Annotated in this window: 26 protein-coding genes, 2 pseudogenes and 1 other annotated feature; of the genes and pseudogenes, 13 read left to right on the forward strand and 15 right to left on the reverse strand. The window is 33.3% G+C overall.

What is annotated here, in order from left to right; translation table 11 throughout:
• Positions 1-38: 38 nt before the first annotated feature.
• The 4 genes from metE to IDG66_RS07025 are packed head-to-tail and all read right to left on the reverse strand — an operon-like array spanning position 39 to position 6,334.
• Complete coding sequence (gene metE, locus IDG66_RS07010) at positions 39-2,267, reverse strand: 5-methyltetrahydropteroyltriglutamate--homocysteine S-methyltransferase (protein ID WP_000207619.1); 2,229 nt, start codon at positions 2,265-2,267, stop codon at positions 39-41.
• Positions 2,264-4,105 carry a bifunctional homocysteine S-methyltransferase/methylenetetrahydrofolate reductase gene (locus IDG66_RS07015; RefSeq protein WP_000077320.1) on the reverse strand — a complete coding sequence of 614 codons (1,842 nt, stop codon included), beginning with the start codon at positions 4,103-4,105 and terminating at the stop codon, positions 2,264-2,266. The genes metE and IDG66_RS07015 overlap by 4 nt, the downstream gene beginning before the upstream one ends.
• A complete protein-coding gene (metC, locus tag IDG66_RS07020; protein WP_000175854.1) occupies positions 4,074-5,234 on the reverse strand; it encodes a cystathionine beta-lyase MetC in 1,161 nt (386 codons plus the stop codon). Before metC ends, IDG66_RS07015 begins: the two co-directional genes overlap by 32 nt.
• Positions 5,231-6,334, reverse strand: coding sequence for an aminotransferase class I/II-fold pyridoxal phosphate-dependent enzyme (locus IDG66_RS07025; RefSeq protein ID WP_000655703.1), 1,104 nt, complete (start codon positions 6,332-6,334; stop codon positions 5,231-5,233). The genes metC and IDG66_RS07025 overlap by 4 nt, the downstream gene beginning before the upstream one ends.
• Before the next feature lie 65 nt (positions 6,335-6,399).
• Positions 6,400-6,769 (reverse strand) — a binding site (T-box leader).
• A 228-nt stretch (positions 6,770-6,997) separates the two neighbouring features.
• Here IDG66_RS07025 and IDG66_RS07030 point away from each other — a divergent pair.
• The 4 genes from IDG66_RS07030 to ychF all read left to right on the forward strand — a co-directional run bounded on the left by IDG66_RS07030 (position 6,998) and on the right by ychF (position 10,223).
• On the forward strand, positions 6,998-7,843 hold the full coding sequence (locus IDG66_RS07030) for a ParB/RepB/Spo0J family partition protein (protein ID WP_001566903.1): 846 nt from the start codon (positions 6,998-7,000) through the stop codon (positions 7,841-7,843).
• Positions 7,844-7,999: 156 nt separating this feature from the next.
• Positions 8,000-8,881: a mechanosensitive ion channel family protein gene (locus IDG66_RS07035; RefSeq protein WP_001077602.1), complete on the forward strand. Its 882-nt coding sequence runs from the start codon at positions 8,000-8,002 to the stop codon at positions 8,879-8,881.
• A gap of 29 nt (positions 8,882-8,910) precedes the next feature.
• On the forward strand, positions 8,911-9,114 hold the full coding sequence (locus IDG66_RS07040) for a DUF951 domain-containing protein (RefSeq protein ID WP_000157345.1): 204 nt from the start codon (positions 8,911-8,913) through the stop codon (positions 9,112-9,114).
• 11 nt (positions 9,115-9,125) lie between these two features.
• Positions 9,126-10,223 (forward strand): redox-regulated ATPase YchF, encoded by a 1,098-nt coding sequence (gene ychF / locus IDG66_RS07045; protein ID WP_001218732.1) that lies wholly within the window; start codon positions 9,126-9,128, stop codon positions 10,221-10,223.
• Positions 10,224-10,308: 85 nt separating this feature from the next.
• On the opposite strand, the gene IDG66_RS07050 is transcribed toward ychF, so the two are convergent.
• Positions 10,309-10,500, reverse strand: a complete 192-nt coding sequence (locus IDG66_RS07050; RefSeq protein WP_001052483.1) for a hypothetical protein — start codon at positions 10,498-10,500, stop codon at positions 10,309-10,311.
• Between the two features lie 243 nt (positions 10,501-10,743).
• Between IDG66_RS07050 and rpsF the strand changes: the two genes are divergently transcribed.
• The 3 genes from rpsF to rpsR are packed head-to-tail and all read left to right on the forward strand — an operon-like array spanning position 10,744 to position 11,858.
• On the forward strand, positions 10,744-11,040 hold the full coding sequence (gene rpsF, locus IDG66_RS07055) for a 30S ribosomal protein S6 (RefSeq protein ID WP_001261460.1): 297 nt from the start codon (positions 10,744-10,746) through the stop codon (positions 11,038-11,040).
• A gap of 20 nt (positions 11,041-11,060) precedes the next feature.
• Positions 11,061-11,564 (forward strand): single-stranded DNA-binding protein, encoded by a 504-nt coding sequence (gene ssb / locus IDG66_RS07060; protein WP_000934799.1) that lies wholly within the window; start codon positions 11,061-11,063, stop codon positions 11,562-11,564.
• A gap of 51 nt (positions 11,565-11,615) precedes the next feature.
• Positions 11,616-11,858 carry a 30S ribosomal protein S18 gene (rpsR, locus tag IDG66_RS07065; RefSeq protein WP_000897044.1) on the forward strand — a complete coding sequence of 81 codons (243 nt, stop codon included), beginning with the start codon at positions 11,616-11,618 and terminating at the stop codon, positions 11,856-11,858.
• Between the two features lie 265 nt (positions 11,859-12,123).
• Here rpsR and IDG66_RS07070 read toward each other — a convergent pair whose 3' ends face one another.
• Entirely contained in the window at positions 12,124-13,062 is a 939-nt protein-coding gene (locus IDG66_RS07070; protein WP_072419886.1) for an Abi family protein, read from the reverse strand.
• Positions 13,063-13,112: 50 nt separating this feature from the next.
• Positions 13,113-13,815: pseudogene (locus tag IDG66_RS07075) on the reverse strand (tyrosine-type recombinase/integrase); the annotation flags it as partial.
• 205 nt (positions 13,816-14,020) lie between these two features.
• On the opposite strand from IDG66_RS07075, the gene selX reads away from it, so the two are divergent.
• From selX to IDG66_RS07090, 3 genes and pseudogenes are all read left to right on the forward strand, one after another.
• Positions 14,021-14,632, forward strand: coding sequence for an enterotoxin-like toxin X (gene selX / locus IDG66_RS07080; RefSeq protein WP_000473942.1), 612 nt, complete (start codon positions 14,021-14,023; stop codon positions 14,630-14,632).
• Between the two features lie 368 nt (positions 14,633-15,000).
• Positions 15,001-15,373, forward strand: a pseudogene (locus IDG66_RS07085) (YxeA family protein).
• Positions 15,374-15,549: 176 nt separating this feature from the next.
• Positions 15,550-16,122, forward strand: coding sequence for a PepSY domain-containing protein (locus IDG66_RS07090; RefSeq protein WP_000769722.1), 573 nt, complete (start codon positions 15,550-15,552; stop codon positions 16,120-16,122).
• A 137-nt stretch (positions 16,123-16,259) separates the two neighbouring features.
• Here the strand turns inward: IDG66_RS07090 and IDG66_RS07095 are convergent, their stop codons facing one another.
• Positions 16,260-16,523 carry a helix-turn-helix domain-containing protein gene (locus tag IDG66_RS07095; protein ID WP_001055897.1) on the reverse strand — a complete coding sequence of 88 codons (264 nt, stop codon included), beginning with the start codon at positions 16,521-16,523 and terminating at the stop codon, positions 16,260-16,262.
• 293 nt (positions 16,524-16,816) lie between these two features.
• On the opposite strand from IDG66_RS07095, the gene IDG66_RS07100 reads away from it, so the two are divergent.
• A complete protein-coding gene (locus IDG66_RS07100; RefSeq protein ID WP_000466739.1) occupies positions 16,817-17,068 on the forward strand; it encodes a GlsB/YeaQ/YmgE family stress response membrane protein in 252 nt (83 codons plus the stop codon).
• A 38-nt stretch (positions 17,069-17,106) separates the two neighbouring features.
• Here IDG66_RS07100 and IDG66_RS07105 read toward each other — a convergent pair whose 3' ends face one another.
• Positions 17,107-17,316: a hypothetical protein gene (locus IDG66_RS07105; protein ID WP_000211676.1), complete on the reverse strand. Its 210-nt coding sequence runs from the start codon at positions 17,314-17,316 to the stop codon at positions 17,107-17,109.
• 177 nt (positions 17,317-17,493) lie between these two features.
• Between IDG66_RS07105 and IDG66_RS07110 the strand changes: the two genes are divergently transcribed.
• Positions 17,494-18,075 carry a histidine phosphatase family protein gene (locus IDG66_RS07110; protein WP_000158375.1) on the forward strand — a complete coding sequence of 194 codons (582 nt, stop codon included), beginning with the start codon at positions 17,494-17,496 and terminating at the stop codon, positions 18,073-18,075.
• 65 nt (positions 18,076-18,140) lie between these two features.
• Here IDG66_RS07110 and IDG66_RS07115 read toward each other — a convergent pair whose 3' ends face one another.
• From IDG66_RS07115 to ahpC, 5 genes are all read right to left on the reverse strand, one after another.
• Positions 18,141-18,524: a hypothetical protein gene (locus IDG66_RS07115; RefSeq protein WP_000868260.1), complete on the reverse strand. Its 384-nt coding sequence runs from the start codon at positions 18,522-18,524 to the stop codon at positions 18,141-18,143.
• 254 nt (positions 18,525-18,778) lie between these two features.
• On the reverse strand, positions 18,779-19,405 hold the full coding sequence (locus tag IDG66_RS07120) for an NDxxF motif lipoprotein (protein ID WP_000746680.1): 627 nt from the start codon (positions 19,403-19,405) through the stop codon (positions 18,779-18,781).
• 72 nt (positions 19,406-19,477) lie between these two features.
• Positions 19,478-21,088, reverse strand: coding sequence for a hypothetical protein (locus IDG66_RS07125; protein WP_000887776.1), 1,611 nt, complete (start codon positions 21,086-21,088; stop codon positions 19,478-19,480).
• A gap of 114 nt (positions 21,089-21,202) precedes the next feature.
• Positions 21,203-22,726, reverse strand: a complete 1,524-nt coding sequence (ahpF, locus tag IDG66_RS07130; protein WP_103143680.1) for an alkyl hydroperoxide reductase subunit F — start codon at positions 22,724-22,726, stop codon at positions 21,203-21,205.
• A 15-nt stretch (positions 22,727-22,741) separates the two neighbouring features.
• Entirely contained in the window at positions 22,742-23,311 is a 570-nt protein-coding gene (gene ahpC / locus IDG66_RS07135) for an alkyl hydroperoxide reductase subunit C (RefSeq protein WP_000052781.1), read from the reverse strand.
• A 491-nt stretch (positions 23,312-23,802) separates the two neighbouring features.
• On the opposite strand from ahpC, the gene nfsA reads away from it, so the two are divergent.
• Positions 23,803-24,558: an oxygen-insensitive NADPH nitroreductase gene (nfsA, locus tag IDG66_RS07140; protein ID WP_001289312.1), complete on the forward strand. Its 756-nt coding sequence runs from the start codon at positions 23,803-23,805 to the stop codon at positions 24,556-24,558.
• A gap of 80 nt (positions 24,559-24,638) precedes the next feature.
• Here nfsA and IDG66_RS07145 read toward each other — a convergent pair whose 3' ends face one another.
• The gene (locus IDG66_RS07145; RefSeq protein WP_000991017.1) at positions 24,639-26,027 is read right to left on the reverse strand and encodes an L-cystine transporter; all 1,389 of its coding nucleotides are present in this window, start codon (positions 26,025-26,027) and stop codon (positions 24,639-24,641) included.
• Positions 26,028-26,107: the final 80 nt, after the last annotated feature.

Below are 26,107 nucleotides of genomic sequence, written 5' to 3' on the forward strand. Positions count from 1 at the left end.
TCACCCGTTTTTAGTTTATTATATGATAAATGCTGCGATTATTCTTGGCGTTTAGCTTTAACAGCATTCACAAGCACAGTCAATGCATCTTTAACTTCTTCTTCTTTTCGCGTTTTCAAACCACAGTCAGGGTTTACCCAGAATAATGAGCGGTCGATTTGTTGTAGTGAACGATTGATTGCTGTAGTAATTTCTTCTTTTGTTGGAATACGTGGACTATGAATATCATACACACCTAGACCAATACCTAAATCATAATTAATATCTTCAAAGTCTTTAATTAAATCACCATGGCTACGAGATGTTTCAATTGAAATAACATCAGCATCTAAGTCATGAATAGCATGAATGATTTGACCGAATTGAGAATAACACATATGTGTATGGATTTGAGTTTCATCACGAACTGAAGACGTTGCAAGTTTAAATGATAAAACAGCATCTTTAAGATATTGTTCGTGATATTCAGAGCGTAATGGTAAGCCTTCACGTAATGCAGGTTCGTCAACTTGGATAACTTTGATTCCTGCAGCTTCAAGTGCTAATACTTCTTCGTTGATTGCTAAAGCAATTTGATCTTGAACGACTTTACGTGGTAAATCAACACGTTCAAATGACCAGTTTAGAATTGTTACAGGTCCAGTTAACATACCTTTAACTGGTTTATCTGTTAAGCTTTGTGCATAAACTGTTTCATCAACAGTTAAAGGCGCTGTCCATTTTACATCACCATAAATGATTGGTGGTTTTACGGCACGTGAACCATATGATTGCACCCAACCGAATTTAGTTACTAAGAAACCTTGTAATTTTTCTCCGAAGAATTCAACCATGTCATTACGTTCAAATTCACCGTGAACTAATACATCTAAGCCAATGTCTTCTTGAATTTTAATCCATCGAGCAATTTCATTTTTTAAGAATGTTTCATATGCTTCGTCTGTAATGCGTTTGTTCTTCCAATCTGCACGGTATTTTCGAACTTCTCGGCTTTGTGGGAATGATCCAATAGTTGTTGTTGGTAAATCCGGTAAGTTCAAACGTTTTTGTTGTTGTTCAATACGTTGCGCGAATGGTGATTGTCTTGAAGTACGCACGCTTTCGAAATCATAATCTAAGTTTTTGAATGATTGATTTTGGAAACGCTCATAACGTGCTTTTAATTTATCATATTTAACACTATCGTTTTGATTAAATAGGCGACGCAATGCATCTAATTCGTCTAATTTTTCAGTTGCAAAGCTTAAGCCTTCGCCAACACTTGTATCTAATGTTTCATCATCTAAAGATACTGGAACATGTAATAATGAAGATGATGGTTGAATGACAAGTTCATTAGTGTGTGCTAACAATTTATCGATTAAGACTTTTTTAGCTTCAATGTCACTTGCCCACACATTACGACCATCAATAATTCCAGCGTATAATGTTTTTGATTTATCAAAATCTCCAGCTTCAATTTGTTTAAGGTTATAGCCATTATCATGGACAAAGTCTAAACCTAAACCACCAACAGGTAAAGAACTTAAGAATTTAAGATGTGCACGTTCAAAGTATGTTTGAATGACTAATTTTTTAGCAACACCAGCTTTTTCGAAATAGTCATAAGCTTCACGTGTAATATTTTCATAGCTTTCGCTGTCGTCTGTAACTAAGATTGGCTCATCAACTTGAATGTACTCAGCACCTGCATCAATTAATGATTCAAACACTTCTTTATAAAGTGGTAATAACGTTTTAACTTTTTCTTCAAAAGTTTGGTGACCGCCTTTTGATAATTTAACAAAAGTAATCGGACCAACAATGACAGGGTGAGCGTTAACGTTTAAAGATTGGGCGTATTTAAAGCGATCTAATAATACATTGCGACTCACTTTAGGCTCAACATTGTCCCATTCAGGTACGATGTAATGATAGTTAGTGTTAAACCATTTTATAAGTGCACTTGCAACATGGTCTTTATTACCGCGAGCAATATCAAATAATAAGTCATCATCGATAGTTCTACCTTGGAAACGTTCTGGGATGATGTTGAATAATAATGACGTATCTAAAATATGGTCATATAAAGAGAAATCACCAACTGGGATGCTATCTAAGTGATAGTACTTTTGTAATAATAAATTTTCTTTATGTAGATCAGTTAATGTTTGATCTAATTCTTCTTTAGAAATCTTTTTTGCCCAATAACTTTCGATGGCTTTTTTCCATTCTCTTTTTCTACCTAATCTTGGGAATCCTAAGTTTGATGTTTTAATTGTTGTCATAATATTGCCTCCTTGTGAGCAGTAATAGATTTTGAGTATGCTGCAAGTTCTAATGAATCTTCGACATTTTGAAACGGTGTGATAATGTATAAACCATTAAAATATTCATGAACAGTATCGATTAAATCCTTTGAAAGCTTAAGACTTAGCTCTCGTGTTTTGGCGTTATCATCTTTAACTGCTTCAAATTGTTGTAAAATTTCATCTGACATCTTGATTCCTGGCACTTCATTATGCAAAAAGAGTGCGTTTTTGTAACTTGCGATAGGCATAATGCCTATGAAAAATGGTTTGTTCAAGTGCTTAGTGGCATGGTAAATTTCAATGATTTTCTCTTTGCTGTACACGGGTTGTGTTATAAAATAAGACATTCCGCTTTCTATCTTTTTCTCTAATCTTTTGACGGCACCATCTAATTTTCGAACATTAGGATTAAAGGCGCCAGCGATGTTGAAGTGTGTACGTTTCTTCAGCGCATCACCGTCAGTGTTAATACCTTGATTAAATCTTAGAGCGAGTTCAGTTAATCCTTTAGAATTAACATCATAGACATTGGTTGCACCTGGTAAGTGACCAACTTTTGAAGGATCACCAGTTATGGCTAATATTTCGTTAACGCCAATGAGCGATAATCCAAGTAAATGGGACTGCAAGCCGATTAAGTTTCGGTCTCGACATGTAATATGTACGAGTGGTTCAATATTGTAATATTGTTTAATTAAGCTTGCAGCAGCAATGTTGCTAATTCTGACAGTTGCCAATGAATTATCTGCGAGTGTTACCGCATCTACATTAGCTTTGTCAAGTTTAGCGATATTTTCAAAAAATCTATCCGTGTCTAAATGTTTCGGTGTATCCAATTCGATAATAACGGTTGGACGTTCTTGAACCTTAGATGTTAATGATTGTCTAACTTTATTTTGAGATGGATTGAAAAGTGCTTTCGTTGGTATCGGAATCACTTTTTTGTCATTAACAGGTTTAAGTGTCTGAATAGATTCTTTAATAAATTTGATGTGCTCTGGCGTTGTACCACAGCAACCACCAATTAAACGAACACCTTCGTGAATTAAATTTTGAGCAACTTGGCCGAAATATTGTGCATTGTCACTATACTTAAATTCACTATTTTCAATATCTAATAAGCTGGCATTTGGATAGCAAGATAAGTATGCGTGCTCTGGTAATTCAATATGTGTGAAAGACTCTTGCATATGGTGCGGGCCATGATGACAATTGAGTCCCACGATGTTGGCACCACATTGAACGAGTTGTTTTAATCCTTCATTGATTGCCTGACCATTAACTAAGTAATTTGTGTTTGAAGCGGTTAATTGAGCAATGATTGGAATGTCGTATTTCTTTCTCGTTCGTGAAATGACATTTGTTAACTCTTCTAGGTCGTAATACGTTTCGAAAAGTAGCGCGTCAACGCCTTCTTCAATTAAGGTGTCTATTTGAATTTCAGTATGATAAAGAATAGTTTGTAAGCTGATATCCTCTTGTTTGATACCTCTAAACCCACCAACTGTGCCTAATATATACGTATCTTTATTTGCTGCTTTTTTTGCGATGCGTACGGCGGCTTGATGTATAGCTTTAACTTTATCTTCAAGACCGAATCGTTTTAACTTTTCAAAATTTGCACCATAAGTATTGGTTTGAATGACATCAGCACCAGCTTCGATATATGAACGATGGATACGTTCAACTTTATCTGGATGGCTAAGATTATATGCTTCTGGACAGGTGTCTAATCCTTCAGAGTATAAAATGGTTCCAATAGCGCCATCAGCTACTAAAACATTATCTTTCAATTGTGTGAGGAATTGACTCATTGAATGCCTCCTTTAATGCGTATTTGATGTCTGCAATGAGTTCATCAGGATCTTCGAGACCAACACTTAATCGGAATAGACCGAAAGTGATACCACGTTCTTGTCTCACTTCTTCAGGTAGTGCAGCGTGAGACATTGTTGCTGGATGTGAAAGGATCGTTTCAACACCGCCCAGACTCACTGAAACGAGTGGTAATGTCAGTGCATCGACAAATTGTTGTGCTTTAGACTCATCAGCTAAACGAAAGCCAATAACGGCACCGCCATTTTTAGCTTGTTCTAAATGAGCAGTAGTGAGTCCCGGATAATAAACTTCTGAAATTTCATCTTGCTTTATTAAAAATGACACGATTTTTTGCGCGTTTTCGACAGATTGTTTAAATCTGATTGGAAATGTTTTTAAATGTTTAGCAAGTGTCCAGCTATCTTGAGCAGATAACATATTGCCTGTACCATTTTGTATTAAATAAAGAGCTTCACTAATTGCCTCATTATTAGTAATGACAGCACCAGCAATTAAATCGCTATGTCCACTTAAAAATTTTGTAGCACTATGAATGACAATATCAGCGCCAAGTAATAAAGGTGATTGGCCTAACGGTGTCATAAATGTATTGTCCACAGCTACCAGTAGTTCATGCTTTTCGGCTATTTTAGAAACAGCTTTGATATCAGTAATTTTAAAACAGGGATTCGATGGTGTTTCGATATAAATTAATTTTGTGTTTGATTGAATGGCACCCTCGATTTGTTCGAGCTTGGTAGTATCTACGGTTGTAAATTCAATATTAAATCGATTCAAAATTTGCTCAGTGAGGCGAAAAGTACCGCCATATACATCATCGGGTAAGATGACATGATCACCAGATTTGAAAGTCAAAAGTACTGCTGAAATAGCAGCAATACCTGATGCAAAAGCAAAAGCGAATTTTCCCTGTTCTAATCGTGCTAACTTCTCTTCTAAAAGTTCACGGTTAGGGTTGCCACTTCGTGCATAATCATATTTAACATCGCCACCAAGACTTGTTTGATGGAATGTTGAAGAATCATAGAGTGGTGGGTTAGCTGAATGATATTCCACACCTCTACGCCAATCGAATATCACTTCTGTCTCTTTTGAAAGTGTCATACAATCTCTCCAATCTGAGCTTTATCTAATGCTTGGATGATATCGCGTTCGATGTCTTCATAATTTTCAACACCTAGTGATAAGCGGATTAAATACTCATCAATGCCACGTTTATCTTTTTCAGCATCTGGCATATCAACATGTGTTTGGGTGTAAGGGAAGGTCACTAATGTTTCAGTACCTCCTAAACTTTCTGCAAAAATGCAAATGTCTAAATTTTCTAATAATTTAGCGACGCTATAGGCCTTGTTAAGTCTTAAACTAAGCATGCCAGTTTGCCCGCTATATAGTACTTCGTCAATTGCTTGAAGTGACTGACATTTTTTAGCAAGTTTTCTAGCGTTTGATTGCGCACGCTCAATGCGTAAATGCAAAGTTTTAAGTCCACGTAACAACAAATAACTATCTATTGGTGAAAGTGTTGCGCCAGTCATGTTGTGAAAATCAAACAACTGTTGCGCGAGTGATTCATCTTTGACGGTTACGACACCTGCTAGTACATCGTTATGTCCGCCAATATATTTCGTGGCTGAATGTAAGACTATATCAGCACCTTCTGCTAGTGGTGTTGAAAGATAAGGTGTTAAAAAAGTATTGTCGATAATTGACAATAAGCCTTTAGCTTTACAAAGTTGATAGTATGGCTTTACATCAATAGCAATCATTTGTGGGTTAGATATTGGTTCAATGAATAATGCAACTGTTTTATCAGTGATTTCTTTTTCAACTTGTTCATAATCTGTAAAATCAACGTACTTAAATTTGATATTGTATTGTTGCTCATAAAATTCAAATAATCTAAATGTGCCGCCGTATAAATCGAATGAAACTAAAATTTCATCGTGTGGTTTAAATAAATTACATATTAATTGAATGGCTGACATTCCACTTGATGTAGCGAATGATGCAATACCATGTTCGAGTTTGGCAAAACAGGTTTCAAATGTTGAGCGTGTAGGATTTTTAGTACGTGTATAATCAAAACCTGTCGATTGTCCTAGTTTTGGATGCTTGTAGGCAGTAGATAAATGGATTGGATTCGCTATAGCACCGGTTGAATCATCGGTTAATGTGATTTGGGCTAACTGTGTATCCTTCATATTAAGACCCTCCTATAAGAAAAAATAAAAAAAGCTTCCGTCCTTCGTACCCGAATGAATCGGATAAAAAGGACGAAAGCTTATGTTTCGCGGTACCACCTTTATTTGTTATTCCATCGCTGAAATAACCTTATTCAGTACGCATTAAAAGTAAATATGCTTACTGAACAATTATCACAATTAAAGTCAGTAAGTAAGGATATAGTAATGTGCTATCCCATACTTATTAACAAAAAATCGTGCGTAAAGAATCCAGTACGCCATTTAACATCAATGTTAATACTGTATCGCTATAACGGGCGAACCCGTAGACACCTCATATTGGCATCAACACTCCAAGGCCATTTTCAAACACGCTTTCAAAATCTTCTCTCAGCTACTAAAGACTCTCTGTATAAGCAGGGTGTGTTTTACTTTCCTCTTTATTGTGTTTACGTTTCATTAAACTGTTATAAGATATTAATTAGCTTACAGAGTAAAAAAAGATTTGTCAACAATTATTCAGAAAATTTTGATTTAAAAGTTAATTTGTTTGTGAAATTGTAATTGGTATCTTGAAGTTGAAAAATGAATTATTTTTTAAATAAAGTGTGGTTAATGGTTGTCTGACTCATTTAGAATACATAAAATATATTTAACTGTTGTTATCAAATAAAAAGTGATGTGAGTGAATTGTCAAAAAGTGAAGATCAACGTATTACTAAAACAAAAGATGAACAAATTAAGCAAATAGATATATCGGATATCAAACCGAATCCGTATCAGCCCCGAAAAACTTTCGATGAAAATCATTTAAATGATTTGGCAGATTCAATTAAGCAATATGGAATTTTGCAACCAATTGTGCTTAGAAAAACAGTTCAAGGTTATTACATTGTAGTTGGTGAAAGAAGGTTTAGAGCTTCGAAAATTGCTGGTCTAAAATACGTATCAGCGATTATCAAAGATTTAACAGATGAAGATATGATGGAACTGGCGGTCATCGAAAATTTACAACGAGAAGACTTAAATGCGATTGAAGAAGCTGAAAGTTATCAACGTTTGATGACAGATTTGAAAATTACACAACAAGAAGTAGCGAAGCGATTGAGTAAGTCGCGCCCGTATATAGCGAATATGTTGAGGTTATTACATTTGCCGAAAAAGATTGCTGACATGGTAAAAGATGGGCGACTGACAAGTGCACATGGACGAACGTTATTGGCAATTAAAGATGAACAACAAATGCTTAGGTTAGCGAAACGGGTTGTTAAAGAAAAGTGGAGTGTTAGATATTTAGAAAACCATGTTAATGAATTAAAAAATGTTTCGTCAAAGTCGGAAACAGACAAAGTAGATATAACTAAGCCTAAATTTATAAAGCAACAAGAACGACAGTTGCGAGAACAGTATGGTACCAAAGTAGATATATCAATAAAAAAATCGGTTGGTAAAATCTCATTTGAGTTTGATTCACAAGAAGATTTTCTAAGAATAATTGAACAATTAAATCGTAGGTATGGTAAATAGTTACACAATTTTATATAATAACTCTTTGTGCAAGTGTAAATAAATTGTAATCAGTGAACATTTGATTCTAGATATATTGAGACTTTCGTAGGTTGGAAGTATATAAAAATATGAATACAATATTGATATATCATATAGAAGGGAGTAACGCTTATCATGAATCAAGTCATGAATATTATTTCATCTCTATTTGAGCCATTAACAAAAATAGAAACATATGAAAACATTGCAACTAAAATCGCTATGATTGTTATTTATATTATCGTAGCCCTCATAGTTATTAAAATACTGAATAAAATGATTGAACAGGGATTTAAGATTCAAAATAAGAGTAAAAAGAGTAACAAAAAGCGCTCTAAAACTTTAATATCTCTTGTTCAAAATGTAGTGAAGTATATCGTTTGGTTTATAGTTATTACGACGATTTTAAGTAAATTTGGCATTAGTGTTGAAGGTGTTATTGCAAGTGCTGGTGTCGTAGGTTTAGCAGTAGGTTTTGGTGCTCAAACCATTGTTAAAGACGTTATTACTGGATTTTTCATTATATTTGAAAGTCAATTTGATGTAGGTGATTATGTTAAAATAAACAATGGTGGTACGACTGTGGCAGAGGGAACGGTTAAATCAATAGGACTTCGTTCAACACGAATCAATACAATTTCAGGAGAATTAACAATTTTACCAAATAGTAGTATGGGTGAAATAACGAACTACTCAATTACAAATGGTACAGCTATCGTTAAAATTCCAGTGTCTGTCGAAGAAAACATTGATAATGTTGATAAAAAACTAAACAAACTATTTACTTCTTTACGTAGTAAATATTACTTATTTGTTAGTGATCCGGTTGTTATTGGTATTGATGCTATTGAAGATACAAGAGTAATATTGAGAATATCTGCAGAAACAATTCCAGGTGAAGGATTTGCTGGAGCTCGAATTATTCGCAAAGAAGTACAAAAAATGTTTTTACAAGAAGGTATTAAAACACCTCAACCAATTATGACTGCTTATAATCATAGTGAAAACGGTGTTTAGTAGTTTATAATACATGGAGGTCATATTTAATGGCGTCAAAATATGGAATAAATGATATAGTAGAAATGAAAAAACAACATGCGTGTGGAACAAACCGTTTTAAGATTATTAGAATGGGTGCAGACATAAGAATTAAATGTGAAAATTGTCAAAGAAGTATTATGATTCCACGTCAAACGTTTGATAAAAAACTTAAAAAAATCATCGAATCTCATGATGATACACAAAGATAGGAGAATGATTAATGGCTTTAACAGCAGGTATCGTTGGATTGCCAAACGTTGGTAAATCAACATTATTTAATGCAATAACAAAAGCAGGTGCTTTAGCAGCGAACTATCCATTCGCTACGATTGATCCTAATGTAGGGATAGTAGAAGTGCCAGATGCTAGATTACTTAAATTAGAAGAAATGGTTCAACCTAAAAAGACATTGCCGACTACATTTGAATTTACAGATATCGCTGGTATTGTGAAAGGTGCTTCAAAGGGAGAAGGGTTAGGTAATAAATTCTTATCACATATTAGAGAAGTAGATGCGATTTGTCAGGTCGTTCGTGCATTTGATGATGATAACGTAACTCATGTTGCTGGTCGAGTAGACCCTATTGATGATATTGAAGTTATTAATATGGAATTAGTACTAGCGGACTTAGAATCTGTTGAGAAACGTTTGCCTAGAATTGAAAAATTAGCACGTCAAAAAGATAAGACTGCTGAAATGGAAGTACGTATTTTAACAACTATTAAAGAAGCTTTAGAAAATGGTAAACCCGCTCGTAGTATTGACTTTAATGAAGAAGATCAAAAATGGGTGAATCAAGCGCAATTACTGACTTCTAAAAAAATGCTTTATATCGCTAATGTTGGTGAAGATGAAATTGGTGATGATGATAATGATAAAGTAAAAGCGATTCGTGAATATGCAGCGCAAGAAGACTCTGAAGTGATTGTTATTAGTGCAAAAATTGAAGAAGAAATTGCTACATTAGATGATGAAGATAAAGAAATGTTCTTAGAAGATTTAGGTATCGAAGAACCAGGATTAGATCGATTAATTAGAACAACTTATGAATTATTAGGATTATCAACATATTTTACTGCTGGTGTGCAAGAAGTACGTGCTTGGACATTTAAACAAGGTATGACTGCACCTCAATGTGCTGGTATCATTCATACTGATTTTGAACGTGGATTTATCCGTGCCGAAGTAACAAGTTATGACGACTATGTACAATATGGTGGCGAAAGTGGCGCTAAAGAAGCGGGCAGACAACGATTAGAAGGTAAAGAATATATTATGCAAGATGGTGATATCGTTCATTTCAGATTTAATGTATAAACGATAGAGTGAAGTTAATTAAATAGTATATATGGAGAAGAGGCGGAATCAATTGTTCGCCTCTTTTAATTATGCGTATAATTTATTAAAAGAATGGAATAATTTTACTCGCGTTAATAATATCTTGAGTGCTGAAAAATTGTTTGCCTTCGCCAGTATAAGCAGGCTCTAAAACAAGATTAGCCTTTGCACAATAAAGCCATTCAGGATGAATGCCACTATTAAGTATCTCTTGGAATTCTTGAAAATCTTTAGACCAATCAATATTTAAATTCATTCCTTACCACCTCACAACTATTATAGAACACGTGTTCGCTTTTGTGAAGTGTATTTTTAAAAATATCATAGAAAATTTCAAATGAATTAATGTCAAAAATGATATGAAGAGTAGTTTGAATTATTATTGTAAAAAGTAATGGCGCATGATATAATTCTTTATTGTGAGTAATGAAAATTATTCCTTGCTTATCTGTTTTAAGATTGATAAGCCGTATAGACCACAAGGAGGTGCAAATATAAAATGAGAACATATGAAGTTATGTACATCGTACGCCCAAACATTGAGGAAGATGCTAAAAAAGCGTTAGTTGAACGTTTCAACGGCATCTTAGCTACTGAAGGTGCAGAAGTTTTAGAAGCAAAAGACTGGGGTAAACGTCGCCTAGCTTATGAAATCAATGATTTCAAAGATGGCTTCTACAACATCGTACGTGTTAAATCTGATAACAACAAAGCTACTGACGAATTCCAACGTCTAGCTAAAATCAGTGACGATATCATTCGTTACATGGTTATTCGTGAAGACGAAGACAAGTAATAATTAGAGGGGGCGTTTAAATGCTAAATAGAGTTGTATTAGTAGGTCGTTTAACGAAAGATCCGGAATACAGAACCACTCCCTCAGGTGTGAGTGTAGCGACATTCACTCTTGCAGTAAATCGTACGTTCACGAATGCTCAAGGGGAGCGCGAAGCAGATTTTATTAACTGTGTTGTTTTTAGAAGACAAGCAGATAATGTAAATAACTATTTATCTAAAGGTAGTTTAGCTGGTGTAGATGGTCGCTTACAATCCCGTAATTATGAAAATCAAGAAGGTCGTCGTGTGTTTGTTACTGAAGTTGTGTGTGATAGTGTTCAATTCCTTGAACCTAAAAATGCGCAACAAAATGGTGGCCAACGTCAACAAAATGAATTCCAAGATTACGGTCAAGGATTCGGTGGTCAACAATCAGGACAAAACAATTCGTACAATAATTCATCAAACACGAAACAATCTGATAATCCATTTGCAAATGCAAACGGACCGATTGATATAAGTGATGATGACTTACCATTCTAATAAAAATTAACGAAATTAAAGCGAAAAAATTATCAAAGGAGGCACACAATCATGGCAGGTGGACCAAGAAGAGGCGGACGTCGTCGTAAAAAAGTATGCTATTTCACAGCAAATGGTATTACACATATCGACTACAAAGACACTGAATTATTAAAACGTTTTATCTCAGAACGCGGTAAAATTTTACCACGTCGTGTAACTGGTACTTCAGCTAAATATCAACGTATGTTGACTACAGCTATCAAACGTTCTCGTCATATGGCATTATTACCATATGTTAAAGAAGAACAATAATATATAATTTATTGTCAAACCCCGTAGGCATAGGCTTACGGGGCTTTTTGTGTTTTGGGGTATAGAAAAAGGGCAAAAAAGGATGATGTGAATGTTTTGTGTTCGGAATTTGCACAAAGATATGTTTATATTGCAAAAATAATATGAATTTAGATGCATAAAAAAAGAACTACGCATTTTAAATAAAATGCATAGCTCTTCTTTTTCTTGCATACGAATTAAAATAACTCGCGAGACCTATAAGTCTCTTTCCTCACTAGATAGTTTATACTTTTGGTCTGTTGAAGTCAATAATTTTATCTAAAGCTATAAAAAATCTTTTGATAGCTAATGCATTATTATAATAGCTTTCGTTTCTTTTATATCGCTTTTGAAGTTGGTCCAAATCGTGATATCTTGCTTGGATAATTGCATTACTACAAACTTGATTATGTAATTCTAGCGTAGCGAAAGTATCTATGAAATTTTTTATTCCGAACATGTTTCTAGATATGCCTATATTATTCCCTTTTTCAAATAAATATTGAGGAGATCTACTGTCATAATTTAGATTTGCTATGATGGGTTGGTTATGAGCTGATTTGTTTCTTATATTTTTAACTAAAGGCATTAAAATATTAGCAACTCTCAATTCTTCGTCATTGTACTTCTTGTAATAGAAGTTGAGAAACGAAACGAATTGACCTAGTTGCATGAATTCAATGCAAACCCATGCGGGTGGATTTTGATAGTATTTATTCAACTTCTCGGGTAGTTGTCCTCGTTTATTCATATGCTTGAATATTTCGTTTTTATTTTTGATTTTGGTTTCCATAACTTCTTCTGGTGTTCTTGAATTTGTGTCAAAATTTGAATTGCTATATGATTTATCAATACATAAGAACTCATCTATTATTTTATAACCATCTTCTTGGTTATTTTCTGTTATTAGTTTTAAGACTAGACACTTTAAACTATGTTCAATATCTAAAGTTAAATGCAACATTGTGTATCTTAATTTCATATCTATAGTTGCTAAATCTGATAAATAAGCAAATTCTATGAAATAGCCGCCATTCTTTTTTTCGAAATTTTTTCGGAAATAAGCTAGTTTGAAGAAGTGATTATTTTTTCTAAGAATTTCATTTGCTTTTTCGGTGTCAATAATATTAAAAAATATATTCATCTGTTTTAATTTCGCTATTTGCTCATCAAAATTGAGCATAGGCTTAATTTCTGCTAGTGTATCATCTTTTTCCAATTTTAACTCCCCAATCATTCAAATTTATTCATCATATCTTTCGCCATCTGATTAGTAACATGTGTGTATATCTCTAGATTTTTTTATAATCTGAATGACCTACATGCTCTTGCATTGCTTTTAAGTTAATTCCTAATTGAGCAAGTGTAGATATATGCGAATGATGTAATGTATGCGTCGTTACAGGTTTCTTAATAGAACTAATCTCAGTTGTCTCTTTGATAGTGCCCCCTTTAATAATGTTGCTAATTTTGTTCGAGTCGATAGGGCCACCAGCTGCATTTGTGAATATGTACCCTATATTAATAAACTTATCATTACAAGCATAAGTGTTCTTAGTAAGTCGATGCTATGGATAGTGAGGCCTATAGCCCTATAGCTGTTACTTGTTCTAGTTGTCTCTTTTACTCCGGATGCTCCCGTCATTTTTCAGTTATCCAATTAACTTTACCGTCGATATCTAGCGTTTTATCTTCATAGTTTATATTTACTCTCTTTATTGCAAGTAGCTCACCGATACGCATGTCATTAGCAATTTGAAACTGTACCATAGCTTTTACCATTTTATAATTACGTTTTGTCGTTGGATATTTTTATACTTAATTACATAGTCGAAACAATCCAGTAACTCCTTATCTTCATTATCTTCTAAAGTGTTATTACGTTTAGCTAGTAACGCATCACTATAGGGATATCTATTTTATCTATTACACATATAACTTTGAATTGCTTACTATTTTAAATTAACAAATTCTATTCTCTTAGATTTAGTCCAATTATGTGTAGACGATTTATAGTTATTAAATTCAGAGTGGTAGCAAATTAAAGTTAATCAAGAGTTAAGATGAATTTAATTCATGAGCACGTCTATTATTTTTATAATTGAAGAAAATAAAGTTTTACTTCAAGGAGGTAATTAAATATGTTCAAAAAAAATGACTCGAAAAATTCAATTCTATTAAAATCTATTCTATCGCTAGGTATCATCTATGGGGGAACATTTGGAATATATCCAAAAGCAGACGCGTCAACACAAAATTCCCCAAGTGTACAAGATAAACAATTCCAAAAAGTTGAAGAAGTACCAAATAATTCAGAAAAAGCTTTGGTTAAAAAACTTTACGATAGATACAGCCAAAATACAATAAACGGAAAATCTAATAAATCTAGGAATTGGGTTTATTCAGAGAGACCTTTAAATGAAAACCAAGTTCGTATAAATTTAGAAGGAACATACAGAGTTGCTGATAGAGTATATACACCTAAGAGAAATATTACTCTTAATAAAGAAGTTGTCACTTTAAAGGAATTGGATCATATCATAAGATTTGCTCATATTTCTTATGGCTTATATATGGGAGAACATTTGCCTAAAGGTAACATCGTCATAAATACAAAAGATGGCGGTAAATATACATTAGAGTCGCATAAAGAGCTACAAAAAGATAGGGAAAATGTAAAAATTAATACAGCCGATATAAAAAATGTAACTTTCAAACTTGTGAAAAGTGTTAATGACATTGAACAAGTTTGAAATTAAGTTGAATTAGTATATACAGTGTTTTATTGCTAATACTTTGAAAGTTAGGTATCTAAAGGTGCCTAACTTTCTTTGTTATGATTAGCACCATCATATAGAAAATTCTTTAATGACGTTTATGCCGAAATCTACAAAAATAATTTCTCTTTTATGGTTAATCAATATGTTTTTACATTCGACAACCTTAAAATTAACTTCTTTCAATTCCATAATAAAGTCTCTATAAAATAACTTAGTTTAAAAACGATTCATATCTTTCAGATTCAAATACCATCATTTTCTACTAATACTTACACTTTAATTACAATTATGTAAGTTGTTTTCAGAGACATCCTATTTTATATTTTGTCAGAGGTGATCTTTTGAAAACGATTTTAAAAACAATAACATATCTAGCACTTACTATCATTGGCGCTTATGCTGCTTTATTCATTTTAAAAACAATAGACTCTCATGGTATAACAGATCAATTTAACCCATTAGTAAAGGAAGATGTTTCTTATGTTAAAACGACTGAGGTGTCTACTAGAATGGATGATCAACTCCGAAGTTATAGTCAAAGTGCTTTTAATAAAGAAGGGAAAGAGACGCAATTAATGTATACTGCTACATTTGATGTTAAACCGCATAGATACTTGAAAATTACACATAAAGGTCATCACGTAGAAACTTTTGAAGAAGTTGAAAAGGGGCAAGTACCTAAAAAAAGCATTAGACAAATTGAGTCGATTATAGCGTGCTTATATTACATGGTTCAATTATAAAATGAGTACGAACGAAAGTAACACATGATGATTAATTTAAAAATATTTGTAATAATTATGAATAAAATTAAAAACAAGGGGTAATACAATCTATATAGCATATAAGCTTTTGTTATGAGTTTCAAAAAAGGAAGAGAGAGTGATATTATGAAATTAAAATCATTAGCAGTGTTATCAATGTCAGCGGTGGTGCTTACTGCATGTGGCAATGATACTCCAAAAGATGAAACAAAATCAACAGAGTCAAATACTAATCAAGACACTAATACAACAAAAGATGTTATTGCATTAAAAGATGTTAAAACAAGCCCAGAAGATGCTGTGAAAAAAGCTGAAGAAACCTACAAAGGCCAAAAGTTGAAAGGAATTTCATTTGAAAATTCTAATGGTGAATGGGCTTATAAAGTGACGCAACAAAAATCTGGTGAAGAGTCAGAAGTACTTGTTGCTGATAAAAATAAAAAAGTGATTAACAAAAAGACTGAAAAAGAAGATACAGTGAATGAAAATGATAACTTTAAATATAGCGATGCTATAGATTACAAAAAAGCCATTAAAGAAGGACAAAAAGAATTTGATGGTGATATTAAAGAATGGTCACTTGAAAAAGATGATGGCAAACTTGTTTACAATATCGATTTGAAAAAAGGTAATAAAAAACAAGAAGTTACTGTTGATGCTAAGAACGGTAAAGTATTAAAGAGTGAGCAAGATCACTAAAAAGATTCGTTGCATTAACGCTTGTAAAATGTCTTAATTCATATTAATTATTAAAATACCCTCACAACGCAATGTAATATATCCAGTATAGATTTGAAAGGATATATGCCTAACGTGTTGTGAGGGTTTATTTGCATCTATTTATCCATGCGAATATCGACTTCTTCTAAATGTTTCTGATATTCTTTAACCTTACTTTCTAAAAACATTTCATATGGTGCATCAAAGAAATCAGCTAAATGCATGGCGTCTTTAAATTTAGGTTCATGGTGATGATTCTCCCATTCCCAAATTTGATGTGCTTCATATTTAGTACCATATTTCTCATTTAATTGTTGTGCTAATTCGTCAATTTCTAAATTATGTTTAGTTCGTAAGTTATATAAAATATGCATATTCATTGTTCATTAACCTCGCTTCTTGATTTAAAATTCAAAGATGCTCTAATAATATGTGTATATTCTAGTCCTATAACATAAAATAATCAAGCTATGAATTCGGCAGAAAAAATAATGTATATGATATTGCCGGTACAGAGACTTTAAATAACGATAGCTACATTGAATAAAATTGATATTCAATTACTACTTTTAAAAATATTTGGATAAAAATAATTTGAATTTGTTTTAGAATTGTAAATAAGGGGTACTACTTAGAATAACGCAAAATAAATAGAAAAAGGAGACTGAAAATTATGTTTGGATTTATTGGAATGTTAATTATCGGTGGCTTAATTGGATGGGCTGCTGGTGCTATTATGGGTAAAGATATCCCAGGTGGTATTTTAGGCAATATTATCGCAGGTATTATTGGATCATGGGTAGGTGGCAAACTATTCGGACAATGGGGTCCTGAATTAGGAAGTATTTACATCTTGCCAGCATTAATTGGTTCAATTATCTTAATTGCAATCGTAACGTTAATTTTAAGAGCTATGCGTAAATAATAAAAAAATTCAATTGGAAATTGAAATAAAGATGGCATTCAGTTGTCATCTTTTTTATTTGCGTGAAAATGGTCAATATGTATTATAATATTTGAAAATGTAGATAAGATAGGATTAAAAAGTAATAAATTAATATGAGGAAATTTTGGAAATAAAAAAGCGAGTATTTGACAAATAAAAAAAGGATGACGTTGGGTTGCGCCATCCAGGAGTATTATGTTCATGAATATAAAAGACTGTGTAGTCATTTAAGAACTACACCCATATAGTAACACATCACTTGATTAAAGACAATACTATTTTTAGAGTCATTAATTTAAAATATGAATTAATTCTTTTTTTAGAATAGAATATTAAGATTGATATCGAATTAGTAGTCAAAGTGTTATGGTAGATATGAAATACATAAGGTAAGGAGTAATATTATGACGATTTATTTAGTTAGACATGGCGAATCAAAATCGAATTATGATAATAAACATTTTCGATCTTATTTTTGTGGACAATTAGATGTGCCGTTAACGGATACTGGCACAAAAAGTGCAGACGATTTATGTGATTATTTTAAAGAGAAACAGATTAAACATGTATATGTTTCAGACTTATTAAGAACACAGCAAACGTTTGAACATATTTTTCCATATGACATTGCATCAACGACTACGCCTCTATTAAGAGAACGTTCACTTGGCGTATTTGAGGGTGAATATAAAGATGAAATCAGTGCGAATCCGAAATATGAAAAATATTTCAATGATCCAAACTTTAAAGACTTTCGTCATAGTTTTTCACAAAAAGCGCCTGAAGGAGAAAGTTATGAAGATGTATATCAACGCGTCGAACATTTTATGAATCATGTTGTCAATGAAGATACACAAAAAGATGATATCGTCATTGTTGCACATCAAGTTGTCATTCGTTGTTTGATGGTTTATTTTAACAAAGTTTCAAGGGAAGAAGCTGTGGATTTAAAAGTTGAAAATTGCAAACCATATATCATTGAATAGAAGTATAGAGGTTCTGAAAAGCTGTGTTTTATAGCTGCCTTCAGAACCTTTTTTGTATTTGGAATTTAATGGAAGTCATTCTTATCAACAGACTTACCACCAATAGCTAATGTGATAATTGCGCTTACGAACAAAATAATTGAAGTTATAAATGACGCTAATGTAAAAGGTGTAAATTGTGTGAGCGATAATATCAATGATAAAAAGAACCAAGAGATAGCCCCTAGAAATTGTAAAATAGCAGAAGAAATTCTAAAACTCATATAATCATATATAGCTAAAACAAGTGAAGGTAATGCGACTAATACCATTATAATGATGTTGAGGGTGAATAAATATGGCTGTTCAAAAGTTACTGTGTTTGGTCCTGTTGGATGCATTGCTGTTAAGAACAAGCAAACAATCGTCGATAAAATTGCTAAAATAATAAAAGTAATTCGAACTTTCATCATGATCATCCTTTGTTTATAGAGTCAATATAAGTATGGAATATGTTAGGTATATAGTCAAATGCGTCAACTAATGGGAATTTTAGGATGGATAGTGAATTTAAGGCAATTAAAAAAGCATCAAACAGTAATATGCTGCTTGATGCCCAAATGATGACTTTAGCTAAATTGATTAGTCACTTTTAAAGATAAAGAATTGTCATGAATTAAAGCTCATGTAATGATGTGTTACATGTCGCAATGATGGCTTTCAGTTATTTATCGATAACATCACTCTTGATACCTTTAGATTTTAAGAAATCTTTAATTTTATCTTGTTGCTTTTTATTAACATCACCGGCATATTTTGTTGGCACGTCGACTACATTGATTTTATTTTGCGGTTGATAGCTAAGCTTTTCAATATCTTCATCAACATTGGCGATTGTACTATTTAAAGCTTTGAAGTAATTCATCATTAATTCAACGGGTTTCTTATATTCTTTAGGAATATTGTTTTCAGTGACAAATTTCTTGAAATGCAAATCGTTTTTAACAGCTAAGTTAGATAAGTGGCTAAGTGTTTCTGCTTGTTTTTCAGTCACTTTTGTTTGACTGTCAATTTGTTTATCTAGTTTATGTTGCATAATATATTTGTTCTCAAGTATATCGCTATTTACAGACAAATACTTTTCTATAGCTTGCTTCATCTCTGCATCACTAATATCACTATTTTTCTTATCTGAGTTAAAGATATCTTTTGTTTCTAATTTTTTAGCGCTTTTAGGTGCATGGATGCCAGTACTTGTGTGATGATCTTCGTTATCAGATTGATCGGACGCGCAACCTGTAAGAATTAATGCAGATGCTAAAAATGTACTTAGTAGTAATCTCTTTTTCATAATGTAATATAACTCCTTAGTTTATCTTTAATTGAAAAAATGTGTATTCATGTTTAATAGAGTAACATTGAATTAGTTTGGAATGTCACGATGACCTTGCAATGACCATAGACGTAAATGATTACGTGCATGAGTTGCTTTTTCAATCAATAATGCGTCGTTTTGAACGTTGTTAAGGATAGCATTATCTATAAATAACTGCATAATTGGTTGTATCAATTTAGACGTAGGTATCGTACGTAAAAGCATAATGATTTCGTTCACATACTTTTCCTTCTCAATATCATTTTTCATATTGATTTGTTTGCGTAGATAACTGGTGATCTCTTTAATTGCTTGATCAGATTTCAAATAGTGATGTCTATCATAATAGATTAATTCTTCAACCGAAGCTGGTACATAATATCCATCATCAGAAATATCAATGCCAGACGCCTCAGACTCGACAACATCAAATAACACAGGATGAAACACGAAGTCATCTTCAACATAATATAGCTCAGTACCAGCTAAAGTATCTAAGCTATATTGTAACTCTTCTTTACTAAAAGTAGCGTCATAAAATCTTTGTAAAAGATATAGTAGATGATTAGTTGATAAAATACCATACAAGTTTACAGAACCAAGTATAATACGAAGAGGTAAAATATCTTTTTTATCTATTAATCCTTTCTTAATCTCAGAAATCAATTGAGTGATTGCATCACTTCTTAAGCTATCGGTTGTACCAAAATCTTCATCTTCAAGTAACATATCTAAGTCAACTTCGTCTTCCATAAATGATAATTCTAACGCGTTTTTAAACTCTGCTAAACTATTCTCAATTGTTTGCTCATTAACAAATTGATTTACAGCTTTCTCAAAATCACCATTGCCGACTTGATTCACGAAATTTTCAATATGTTTACGCACATCATTTGGCAAAATAAGACAATCATATTCAAAGTCGTAATAATAATAAAAATGAATAGTTAAAAAGTTATCAAAATTTATTAATTGCAGCTTTTCAAATTTAGTTAGTTCATTGTTTAATCGGTAGTTATCATCACTTTCAAGTATGCTAGAAAGAATATCAAACTCAAATAGAGTAGCATTAGAAAACACTTGTTCAATGATGTGATTATTATTGAAAAATGCTGTCATAATTAATTCAACAAGATTTTGTTTGTTTTTATTTGAGAATCCTTTGATACCATACTGCCTGCATATTGTTTTTAGCTCGTCATTAGTTTTTAACAGTAAAGCATGTTCTAATGTGACATCGTTTAAGCGCGTATGTTGTCTTACACGTAACACTTCTTCATTTAAATTCATATGGTTTATTGTATCTAGCGATTCGAATTCACCATATGCATTATCTAGTACCTCTGAATTGATATATCTTAAAAAGAAATTATTTACAAAGAACTCATCTTCGTTAAGTTGATAAACAAAACCTAGATGATTTGTTAGCTTTAAAATATTAACATCGCGTTTATTTATAATTGTGACAGGATTACCATTAGATATAAGTGTTTCTATAAATTTTTGTTCTGTCTTATCCATATCATGATAAATTTTATGTATATTTTCAGGGCGTAAAGCATGCATCGTGACTTCAAATCCTTCTTTTTGGGTCGGTAAATTAAAATATTCGCATGCGTTTTGTAATTTTCTTGGGTATATAAAATGAACATCAAGCATTTTTGCACACCTCGTTGTATATATTAAGTTTATCATAACATGATTTTATGTCGGGATAAAAAAATAACAGCATCTTAACAAATGTAAGATACTGTCAGTGAAATGAATGAAACTTTAGTTTCTGATAATATAGTCAAAGGCATTTAATGCTGCATTTGCACCAGCGCCCATTGAAATAATAATTTGTTTGTTCTTCTGATCTGTGACATCGCCAGCAGCAAATATTCCAGGTACGTTAGTATTATTGTTACGATCAATAACAATTTCACCACGTTCGTTTAATTCAACAGCATCTTTTAACCATGATGTGTTTGGAAGTAAACCAATTTGAACAAAGATACCATCTAAGTTAAGTAGATGTTCTTCGCCGGTGCTCATGTCTTCGTAACGTATACCTGTAACATGGTCTTCTCCGACAACTTCAGTAGTTTTGGCATTTGTTTTGATATCAACATTTGATAAAGAACGTAAACGATCTTGTAACACGTTGTCTGCTTTTAATTCGCTAGCGAATTCGAATAATGTAACATGATTAACGATACCAGCAAGGTCAATTGCTGCTTCAACCCCAGAGTTACCGCCACCGATAACTGCTACGTCTTTATTTTCAAATAGAGGTCCGTCACAGTGAGGGCAGAATGCAACACCTTTATTAATCAATTGCTCTTCACCTGGAATGTTTAGCTTACGCCAACCTGCACCAGTAGCAATAATGACTGTTTTACTTTCTAAGACAGCACCGTTTTCTGACGTAACTTTAATTGCTTCGTCAGTCTTTTCGATATCTGTAGCACGTATACCTGTCATTGCATCAATGTCATATTGATCAATGTGCGCTGCTAAGTTAGAAGAAAATTCAGAACCAGTTGTTTCTTTAACAGTAATGAAGTTCTCAATACCAGCAGTATCATTAACTTGGCCACCGATACGATCAGCAACTATACCAGTACGTAAACCTTTACGTGCTGTGTAAATCGCTGCACTACCACTAGCAGGACCACCACCAACGATTAAGACATCATAAGGTTCTTTATTTTCAAACTCAGATGCATCTGCCGTACTGCCTAGTTTCGAAAGAATATCTTGGATTGTCATACGACCATTGCCAAATTCTTCGCCATTTAAAAAGACAGCAGGGACTGCCATGATGTTTTCAGATTCTTCACGGAACACTGCACCATCAATCATAGAATGCGTGATGTTAGGGTTGATCACACTCATTAAGTTAAGTGCTTGAACGACATCAGGACATTTTTGACACGTTAAACTAATGAATGTTTCAAAATGGAATGAACCTTCTAAGTTTTTAATTTGGTCAATGATTGACTGTTTTTCTTTAGGTGCACGACCACTAACCTGTAAAATTGCTAAAACAAGTGAGTTAAACTCGTGACCTAATGGAATACCTGCAAATGTTACACCTGTTTCTTCGCCAGGACGATTGACTGAGAAACTTGGTGTACGCTTTAAAGACTTTTCAGAAAGTGAAAGTCTAGGTGACATATCAGAAATTTCTGTTAATAATTCTTTGAGTTCCTTAGATTTTTCATCTGAACCAAGGCTGGCAACGAATTCAACGTTGCCCTCCATTAGTTCTAATAATTGTTTAAGTTGTTGTTTTAAATCAGCATTAAGCATGGTTGTAATGCCTCCTTAGATTTTACCTACTAAATCTAAACCAGGTTGCAATGTTTTAGCGCCTTCTTCCCATTTAGCTGGGCATACTTCGCCAGGGTTTTTACGAACATATTGAGCTGCTTTGATTTTGTGAGCTAATGTACTAGCGTCACGGCCAATTCCGTCAGCGTTAATTTCAGATGCTTGTACAACACCGTCTGGGTCGATAATGAATGTACCACGTTGAGCTAAACCAGTAGCTTCATCTAATACATCAAAATTACGAGTGATTGTTTGTGATGGGTCACCAATCATAGTGTAAGTGATTTTGCTAATTGCATCTGAATGGTCATGCCATGCTTTGTGTACGAAGTGAGTATCAGTTGATACTGAGAATACATTTACGCCTAATTTTTGTAATTCTTCATATTGGTTTTGTAAGTCTTCTAATTCAGTTGGACAAACGAATGAGAAGTCAGCAGGATAGAAGCATACTACGCTCCAAGAACCTTTTAAATCTTCTTGTGTAACTTCTTTAAATTGATCTTTTTTTGGATCGAAAGCTTGCGCTGTAAATGGTAAGATTTCTTTGTTAATTAATGACATAAATATCTTCCTCCTAAGAATTTAAGTATGAATTAGAACTATCAATTGATTGTGCTTAATTATAATAATTCTAATCTCTTAGTTAGCATTATTACATTTTGATCCAGAATAGTCAACTGGATAACTTTGTAAAGTGAATGATTACTTTTAAAATAAAGAAAGATAATATAAAGTGCTTTGATAATGGATTTTGTAGTTGATGATTTAAAAGGTTGTGTCTATATTTAATATCTTGATTTTAATGTAAAAAATGTAAAAAAAGAAGATTTGTATTCTCAACTAAGTCAACCTTATTGATAATGGTGTGAGAATATTTGTTCGAGATGGATGAAGGTAATGAGTGAGAAACTGGATTTTTAAAGTATGAGACAATATTTTTAAAAGTTCAATTATTAACTTATAAGCAAATAATTGCTATAAAAAAGTTTGGACGTGTACAATTGCAATATGAAGATTTTAAATTAATTGTAAAGTATCGAGGAGTGGGTAACGTGTCAGAACATGTATATAATCTTGTGAAAAAGCATCATTCTGTTAGAAAATTTAAGAATAAACCTTTAAGTGAAGACGTTGTTAAGAAATTGGTAGAAGCTGGACAAAGCGCTTCGACGTCAAGTTTCCTGCAAGCATACTCAATTATTGGTATCGACGATGAGAAGATTAAAGAAAATTTACGAGAAGTTTCTGGACAACCTTATGTTGTAGAAAATGGCTATTTATTCGTCTTTGTTATTGATTATTATCGTCATCATTTAGTTGATCAACATGCTGAAACTGATATGGAAAATGCATATGGTTCAACGGAAGGTTTGCTAGTAGGTGCAATCGATGCAGCATTAGTTGCCGAAAATATTGCGGTAACTGCTGAAGATATGGGGTATGGCATTGTCTTTTTAGGATCATTAAGAAATGATGTTGAACGAGTTCGAGAAATTTTAGACTTACCTGACTATGTCTTCCCGGTATTTGGTATGGCAGTAGGGGAACCCGCAGATGACGAAAATGGTGCAGCCAAGCCACGCTTACCATTTGACCATGTCTTCCATCATAATAAGTATCATGCTGATAAGGAAACACAGTATGCACAAATGGCAGATTACGACCAGACAATCAGCGAGTACTATAATCAACGTACAAACGGGAATCGCAAAGAAACATGGTCGCAGCAAATTGAGATGTTCCTAGGAAACAAAGCAAGATTAGATATGTTAGAACAATTGCAAAAATCAGGCTTAATACAGCGATAGCAAGATACCAAAATAACCCGCCCCCCTCTAGCTTAAAATGATAAGTATAGCTAGAGGGGGCGGGTATTTCTTGCAATGAATTAGTGTGAAGTTAATGCAGCATTATCATTTGAATCGAAAGTATCTTTATCCCAATGTTTAGTTAACTTGGCGGTACCTGTACCAGCTAGCATTGAATCGTTCACGTTTAATGCTGTTCTACCCATGTCAATCAATGGTTCAACGGAGATGAGCACGCCGGCTAAAGCGACTGGCAAGTTTAACGTTGACAACACCAATATGGATGCAAATGTAGCCCCGCCACCGACGCCAGCAACGCCGAATGAACTAATAATCACGACAGCGATTAACGTTACAATAAATTGTAAATCAATTTCTACATTAGCGACGGGTGCGACCATAATTGCAAGCATGGCAGGGTAAATGCCTGCACAACCATTTTGTCCAATCGACAATCCAAATGTCGCAGCGAAATTGGCAATACCTTCTGGCACGCCTAGACGTCTTGTTTGTGTTTGTACATTCAATGGTAAGGCACCCGCGCTTGAGCGTGATGTGAATGCAAAGATTAATACTTCCAAAGTCTTTTTAACATAGCGAATTGGGCTAATACCTAACAGGCTTAAAATAATTAAGTGAATGATATACATCGTAATTAATGCAGCGTACGATGCGATTAAGAATTTTCCTAAAGTCCAAATGGCGCCAAAGTCACTTGTCGATAATGTGTTGGCCATAATTGCTAATACACCGTATGGCGTTAAACGTAAGACGAACGTCACAATCGCCATTACTAGTGAATAGATAGCGTCAATCGCACGCTTAAGCAATTCACCATGATCAGGTTGTTTGCGTGCTACGCGTAAATAAGCAAATCCTATAAACGAAGCAAATATCACGACAGCAATCGTGGAAGTTGCACGTTGTCCAGTGAAATCTAAGAATGGATTTTTAGGCAATAATTCCAAAATTTGTTGTGGTAACGTATGTGCTGTTAAATCTTTCGCTTGTTTAGCAATTTCGCTTCCACGCGCTTGTTCAGCGTTACCAAGGTTAATTGTTGATGCATCTAAACCAAACACCAAGGCATAAACAACACCAACAATTGCAGCAATGGTGACAGTGCCAATTAAAAAGATAAAAATGAGACTACCAATTTTAGCAAACTTTTCTCCGATTTGAATTTTAGTGAATGCAGCGACAATAGAAATGAAAATTAAAGGCATCACAATCATTTGCAACAATGCAACGTAACCTTGTCCGACAATGTTGAACCAGTCACTTGTTGATGTAATAACATTCGAATGTGTTCCATAGACAAGATGTAATAACACGCCAAATACAATGCCGATACCTAAAGCTGTAAACACACGTTTCGCAAAAGATATATGTTTGCGAGCCATCATGTGCAATATTACGATGAAAATCACCAATACAATAATATTAATCAGTGTAAGAAAAGCATTCATGAACGTCACTCCTCAAATTTTTGAATATAATTCCGACTAGTATGCTAAGAATAATATTAATTTTAAAATATTTCAAGAGG

The organism is Staphylococcus sp. EG-SA-18, assembly GCF_017151825.1.
Lineage (GTDB): Bacteria > Bacillota > Bacilli > Staphylococcales > Staphylococcaceae > Staphylococcus > Staphylococcus aureus.